We start from the raw sequence: 4,995 nt of genomic DNA, 5'->3' as shown, positions 1-4,995 counted from the left end.
CAAAAGCAATCAATTTTAAAAGTTCATCCTTCATATCAAAGGCTTCAGACTTTGACCTTATTTCCATATCCATTAGCCTATCGTTTATTGCTATAAGATCATCTAATGAGTAATTTTTTATATTTCCCTTGGCCTTTTTTAGTTCAAAAGAACCTATCTTAGCTGACTTCATTATAAAAGAATCATTAAAATTAGATTCAGTTAAGCTTTTTACAGCTGTTAGTATCCTAAATTGTCTAATTATCATGTGGTAGATCATAAATAAGTCTTCACCAGATTTTTCCATCAAGATTAGATTTTTTAGGGCTACTTTACTATTTCTAGCTGCTATAGCATCTGTGAGATTAAAGATATTTAGGTTTAAAACCTGGTCTAATTGGTCGTCTATGTCTTCTTTTTTTATAATTTCATCAGATGAATTTGAAATGATTTTATCAACCGAATTTACAACTTCAAATAAATCTATTTCACTATTATAAGTTAGATATGAAAATCTGTTTATTATTTCATCTATATACTTATTTGATATCTTTTTATTATTTTTTATAAATCTTCTTCCTATAAAAGACCTTAATTCCTTGAGATTTAACCTATCTATCTCTACTACTGTCCCATTCTTATTTATGGCCTTATAAAATTTCCCCTTGAAGGGTTTATTATCTGAAAAAATTAAAAGTGTGGCATAGGCTGGAAAGTCTTTGGCATCCTCAGCTATTTTATCTAAGATAAGTTTATAATTTTTAACCCCATCTTTGGATAGGTCTATATTTTGCCAAATTATAATTTTTTTATCTTCCATAACAGGATAAGTCTCATAGGTATTTTTTATAGTATCAAAGTCAGTATCTCCTTTGATTTTTATTAGGTTAAAATCCTTAATATTTATAAGTCTTTCTGCTTCTTCGGTAATAGTTGTATTTAGGTATTCTTCTTTTGAATCAAATAAATATATGCCCGATGTTTTTAAACTAGAAAACTTTTTAAAAAATTCTATATATTTCATCTAAAAAATCCCCCTTTCAAGTATTTATCCACCCTTACCTTATTTTTGTCAAACTTTATTTTTACCAGACCGTCAGTTTGGGTGTTATATTTTTTAATTTCCTCTATATTATTTAGGATCTCATTACTGGGATGTCCATAGGTGTTGTTTCTACCTGCTGATATCAAAATTATTTTTGGATTAACATATTCGATAAATTCTTTAGAACTAGATGATGCCGAGCCGTGGTGGGATAGTTTTAGAATATCTGCCTTAATATTCAATTGATCTTCATAGACAGAAGATAGGTCGCCAAGAGTTAGGATTTTTTCTCCATTTATATCAATTAAAAGTCCAAGAGAGGCATCATTTTTATCAGCATCTCCCTCACTTCCATCATAAACACAGGTAATCTTTCCAGATTTTAACTTAAAGGTATCGCCTTTTTTCATAAAAATCGGTTGGTATTTTTCTATAAATTCTTCTGATATATGTTTATCAGTGATAATATTTTTTATTCTAAAATTTTGCCTCAAGATATCAAGATTTCCTGCATGGTCCTTATCTTCGTGACTTATAAAGACAGCCTCTATATTTTTTATACCAAGGCTTTTAAGATAAGGCACTAAAATTCTTAATCCTGAGTCATAATCTTCGTATTTTGGCCCTCCTACATCTATCAAGTAGTATTTCCCCTTGTCATTAAGTAAAAAAGCATCGCCCTGGCCTATGTCAATCATTTGATATTCAATTGGCTTATCAAGTCCCCTAACTCCCATAGATAATAAGACTATGATAAGGGATGTCTTTAAAAATTTCCCTAAATTTTTCTTATTTCTTATATTGGTAAGTACAAAAATGAGGACAAAAAGATAAAGACTTACAAAGATACTTTCTGCCATAAATTCTATAGATAAAAATTTCATACTAGCAAGGATTTCCGTCATATTTAAAATAGAATTTATCATTAGATCAAGGATGATAAAAACCGGTTTTAAAAAACCTCTAAATAAAGGATATAAAAATATCAAAGCAAATATAATATACATAGCTATTTCAAAAACTGGCACTATTAGAAAATTTGCAAGAATTGATAAAAAGTTAAAATACCTAAAATAAAAGGCTGTAAAAGGCAAGACTGCAAGCTGGATACTTGTGGTAAAGGCTAGCCTATCTCTTATAAAACCTTCTTTAAAGTATATCTTTAACTTAGGATAAATCCTAAATATCGCAAACATAGTCGTAAAGGATAAAACAAAACCTACATTTAAAATTGCAAAGGGATTTATAAATAAAATTATAATCGCCGCTACCATAAGGGCCTTTACCCTATCGACTCCTCTTCTTAATAAAAACCCTATAAATACTAGAAAATTTACTATAAGTACCCTTAAGATAGAATAGGCAAAACCTATTATATATCCGTAGATAAGGGCAAGAAGTAAGGAAAGAGTCATTGACTTCTTATAGGAAAGTCCAAGTTTTGATAAAATAAAAACCATAAAACCAAGAAGTAAGTCTATATGAAAACCTGAAATAGCCAAAATGTGGGCAAGACCTAACTTATTAATATCAGTCCTATCAAAAAGATTATCAGCAAGAATAACAGATATTATAAAGTCTGCCGCATCCCCGGATAAGTTTTTTCTAAAAATCTTACTTACATAGGTAGTAAAAGTCCTTCTTAATTTTAGGAAAATATTATTAGACCTAAGCCTTGTAAGTTCAGGGTTTAAATCTTTGGCCTTAAATTCAAGGCCTACTCCCTTAGATATAGCATAAAACCTATAAGAAAATAGGTTTGGATTGGTGTTAGTATTTACAAGTCTTAAGTCACCTTGTGTGCTTATCTTATCCCCTATATCAAAGTCTTCCTCATCAAAGAGAAATGCCTTTTTCTTATTATCAAGCCTTATAGTGTACCTATAAGAAGACTTACTCATCTTTTTATTGAGTACGGTAAAGTTGACATTTACGTTCTCATTTTCTACAGGTCCAATCCTATGAAACTTAAAGCTTGCGAGTGAAAAACCCACTAAAACTGCCAAGAAAAATATTCCATAGTCTTTATTTTTCCTATAAAAAGATATGGCAGGTATAAGAATTCCTAAGGCTAGGAATAAAATATTTAAATTTTCAAAATTAATAAAGCCCAATATTCCAAGGATTAAGCCTAGAAGCAAGTAAGCAATTCTTTTTTTCATAAAAAACCTCTATTTCATTATATCATATGATATAATAGATTAGAGGTGAAAAAATGAAATTTTACGAAAAATATCCAGAGATCCTCGATATAACTTGCGAGGTAAAAGATAAAAGAATTAAAAACAATATAAGTGAACTTATTGTAGATAAAAGCATTTTCATGCCAAGTAATGATTTTTTAATAAATGATTATAAAAGTGCGGGAGACCTTGAAATCATAGATGTCAAAGAAAAAAGAAGCAAGGACCTAATATCTGTAAAAGGCAAATATACAAAAGATACTGTAAAACTTGTCGTAGATAAAAAACTTAGGTATAGGAATCTCTACTACAATACTGCCTACATTCTTTTTCAAATATTTCTTGAAGGGTTTTATGGCAATATCAAAACCAAATTATTTTTAAACGAAGATAAGGCCTATATAACCCTTTTAAATTACAGAGCAGATATAGACCCAGAGCTTTTTGATGAGATGATAAACTACGCCATAGACTCAAACCTACCTATTAAAACCAAGGCAGGTATAACTGAAGTCGCAGGTCTTGGTACCGTAATTAATTCTTATATAAATTTTGATAATACCTATAAAATTAGAAATTTTAAGGTTCTTGATATAAATAGGGACGGAAAAAATACAATAATATCCTTTGCTGCTGGAAGATAAAAATTTGACATTAATTTTCTACTGTGGTAAATTATTAGAAGTTTAAAGAAAGGAGAAAAGAAACATGACAAAAATAAGAAATGTAAAAGAAGGACGTAACTAGTAAGTAAGGATAGCTCCTTGACTTACATAGAAAACTAAGGAGGATGCCGAATTTTCAGCTATATGAAAGAATTTAAATTTTTGATTAAAAAGATGGCACATTTAGAGCCAATCATGTTTTTACTAATCGCACTTTACGGTCTATTTGTTGGGCTAAAACCCTTCTTATGGATTATTTCACCTGCCTATATACTAGAAAACTATCAAGGAAATCCTGAAGTTTTTCCATTATTTTTTATAGGCTTATTTTTTATTTCTTCACTTATCAGCTTTTTTGACGCCTTTGTTATGGGCAATTACAGGATGAGGATGAACCACGTCCGCTATAAGCTGATGAATATGATCACAGAGTATTCACTCTATCTACCCTACGCTAAGAAAAAAGAAAAAACTGAATCTGAAAAAATAAGTGATGCCATGAAGGCTGTAGAATCACCTTGGGGCGGAGCTGGTGGCATTATGATGGATTTGCCAAATATTTTTTCTATGCTTATCTCTATAGGTGGATTTTTGTGGATATTTACTACAATAGATCTTTGGGTCTTAATCACAACACTAATCCTAACTGGCCTTTCTTGGGCACTTTTAAACCAAGTCCCAAAATCTTATGACAGATACTGGGAAGAAATGAGTCCAAATTGGGATAAGTTTGCCAAACTTAATAACGAAATGAAATCTCCCCTATCTAAACAGGATATTTTAATTTTTGATACCATAAGGATTTTTAAATCTTATTATGGAAAAACAAATAGGGATAGAATAAGCCGCTTAGGGGAAGTCAACACAAAGACCCTAAGGATTTTCACCCTAGCAAATATTTTTAACCTAATCAGGGACGGTCTTATAATTTACTGGCTAATGATAGGCCTTGTCGCTGGCAGGATTTCTATAGCAAATTTCTATATCTATTTTACAGCAATCTTTGCTTTTATTGCCTTTAACCACCAAACCATGTGGGTTTTTTCTGATATTAGAAGAAACTTTACTATGTTTAAGCCATTTTTTAAGATTACAGATGTCTATAAGGATAAAAAAGAAGAAA

The 4,995-nt window shown here is 30.3% G+C and carries 3 protein-coding genes and 1 pseudogene; 2 read left to right on the top strand and 2 right to left on the bottom strand.

Annotation, left to right across the window (positions count from 1 at the left end):
* On the bottom strand, positions 1–1,003 hold a 1,003-nt coding region (gene holA, locus Q0410_RS04365), incomplete at its 3' end, for a DNA polymerase III subunit delta (protein ID WP_299033281.1).
* Positions 1,000–3,186: a DNA internalization-related competence protein ComEC/Rec2 gene (locus Q0410_RS04360; RefSeq protein ID WP_299033278.1), complete on the bottom strand. Its 2,187-nt coding sequence runs from the start codon at positions 3,184–3,186 to the stop codon at positions 1,000–1,002. The genes Q0410_RS04360 and holA, both read right to left, overlap by 4 nt.
* 53 nt (positions 3,187–3,239) lie before the next feature.
* On the opposite strand from Q0410_RS04360, the gene Q0410_RS04355 reads away from it, so the two are divergent.
* Together Q0410_RS04355 and Q0410_RS04350 are read left to right on the top strand one after the other, a co-directional pair.
* Positions 3,240–3,851 (top strand): hypothetical protein, encoded by a 612-nt coding sequence (locus tag Q0410_RS04355; RefSeq protein WP_299033275.1) that lies wholly within the window; start codon positions 3,240–3,242, stop codon positions 3,849–3,851.
* A gap of 165 nt (positions 3,852–4,016) precedes the next feature.
* Positions 4,017–4,995, top strand: a pseudogene (locus Q0410_RS04350) (ABC transporter ATP-binding protein); the annotation flags it as partial.

The organism is uncultured Anaerococcus sp., from assembly GCF_937934665.1.
Lineage (GTDB): Bacteria > Bacillota > Clostridia > Tissierellales > Peptoniphilaceae > Anaerococcus.
This window is presented reverse-complemented; position numbering and strand designations above follow the sequence as displayed.